Below are 1956 nucleotides of genomic sequence, written 5' to 3'. Positions count from 1 at the left end.
CCGAGGATCGGCTCGCGGATCTGCGGCGCCGAAATCACCTGATTGTCGAGGATGATGGCGAACAGCTTGCCGACATTCTGCGCAGTTGCCTGACCGAAGCGCGCGGCGCCCTTCGAGTCGAAGCGGAACGACACCACCGGCTCGTTGTTCTGCGAATTGTAAGTCGCCTGGGCATCGACGAGGTTTTCACCCGAGACGATGACGCGGTTCTCGATCAGATAGGGAACCGGCGGATCGTCCTGCGAATACAGCACCGACGAACCGGCAGGCGGACGCCCATTGAGCGCGTCCTGCACCGGCATCGACTGGTCGACCATCTGGAAGGTCAGCTTGGCGGTCTGGCCGAGGATTTCCTTCAGCCTTTGCGGGTCCTGAAGACCCGGCACCTGGACAAGGATGCGGTCGTCGCCCTGCCGCTGCACGATGGGTTCGGTCGTGCCGAGTTCGTTGACGCGGCGCTCGACCACCTCGATCGACTGCGTCAATGCGGTCGATGTGCGATATTTGATGCCGGCATCGGTGACGTTGAACTTGAGCAGGCCGGGCTCGGAGTCGTCGAGCGTCATTTCCTGGATGGAGCCGCCGGTGAACAGGCCAGCAGCGACCGGATCGGTCAGCGTCTTCAGCGCCGTCTTGGCGGCAGCGACCTGGGCGGGATCGGTGATGCGGACCTGCAAGGTCCGTCCGGTACCGGCAAGGCCGGTATAGCCGATCTTGGCGTCGCGCAGCAGCGTGCGGATCTCGTCGCGCGTCGTCTCCAGCCGGTCCTTGATCAGATCGTTCTGATTCATCTCCAGCAGGATGTGCGAGCCGCCCTGCAGATCAAGGCCGAGCGTCATCTGACGCTTCGGCACCCAGCTGGGCAGTTGGGCCAAGGTGCTTGCGGGGATGAGGTTGGGCGCGGCGAGGATCACTGTGATGGCCACGGCCACCCAGATCAGGATCATCTTGAAGCGCGAAAAATACAGCATATGGCGTCGTCCGTCAGAGCGTGTCCGCGGATCGCTCCGCCTAAAATTGGATTATTTCTTGGCGTTCTGGTTTGCCACCGGCTCGCCCTTGACGCGCACATCGGCGATCGTCGAACGCAGCGCGGTCACTTTCATGCCGCCGCCGAGGTCGATCTCGAGCTCGTTGTCGTCGATCACCTTGGTCACCTTGCCGACGAAGCCGCCGCCGGTGACGACCGTGTCGCCGCGACGGACCGCGGCCAGCATCTCGCCGCGCTTCTTCAGCTGCGTGCGCTGCGGCCGGATGATCAGAAAATACATGATCACGAAAATCAGGACAAACGGCAAAATGCTGATGAACATGTCGGGAGAGGCGCCGATACCTTGGGCGTATGCCGGTGTCACGAACATCGAGGTACTCCTGAATTTTGAAAACAGCCGCCAATTTGGCGGCCCCTTGAAATTTGGCCGGAATATAGTCGGTAAAGTTGTCAATGCAACTGCGCGGCCGGCCAAATCGGCTGCTTTTCCGGCCTGTTGAGCCGTGTTAGAGCATGATCGCAAAGAGCGCGAGCCGGTTTTCGGAAAAGATCACGTTCGAACAAAAGGTTGCAACCGATTTCGAACCCGACGGAATCGGCCACGTCCACGCTCCCACACGTCAAAAACGCGAAAATAAAAGACAGACATGACCGACAGCAGCATTGAAGCCCTGAACCAGAAACTCGACCGGCTGATCGAGGCGGTGAGCCGTCTCGCCCCGCCACCGGTGCCCGAAACCGACCTCGGCGACGCCGATTGCTTCGTCTGGCAGGCCGATCCGGGCTATCTGGAGCCGGTGCGCAAGGTCAACCGCGTCGACATCGGCCTGATCCGTGGCGTCGACCGCGTCCGCGACATCCTTGTCGACAACACCGAACGCTTCGCGGCCGGCTATCCAGCCAACAACGTGTTGTTGTGGGGCGCGCGCGGCATGGGCAAATCGTCGCTGGTCAAGGCCGTGCAT

At 61.3% G+C, this 1956-nt stretch carries 2 protein-coding genes and 1 pseudogene; 1 reads left to right on the top strand and 2 read right to left on the bottom strand.

The genetic code is table 11. The features are described from left to right. Both EN935_RS33520 and yajC read right to left on the bottom strand, forming a co-directional pair. Positions 1–971: pseudogene (locus EN935_RS33520) on the bottom strand (protein translocase subunit SecDF); the annotation flags it as partial. 51 nt (positions 972–1022) lie between these two features. Continuing rightward, positions 1023–1361: a preprotein translocase subunit YajC gene (yajC, locus tag EN935_RS33515; protein ID WP_109668872.1), complete on the bottom strand. Its 339-nt coding sequence runs from the start codon at positions 1359–1361 to the stop codon at positions 1023–1025. Positions 1362–1638: 277 nt separating this feature from the next. On the opposite strand from yajC, the gene EN935_RS33510 reads away from it, so the two are divergent. Continuing rightward, positions 1639–1956, top strand: a 318-nt coding sequence (locus EN935_RS33510) for a DUF815 domain-containing protein (protein ID WP_127374100.1), incomplete at its 3' end; no start/stop codon positions are given.

The organism is Mesorhizobium sp. M7D.F.Ca.US.004.03.1.1 (assembly GCF_003998635.1).
Taxonomy (GTDB): domain Bacteria; phylum Pseudomonadota; class Alphaproteobacteria; order Rhizobiales; family Rhizobiaceae; genus Mesorhizobium; species Mesorhizobium loti.
Note: the sequence above shows the minus strand (reverse complement) of the source record. Positions and strands in the feature narration are given on the sequence as shown.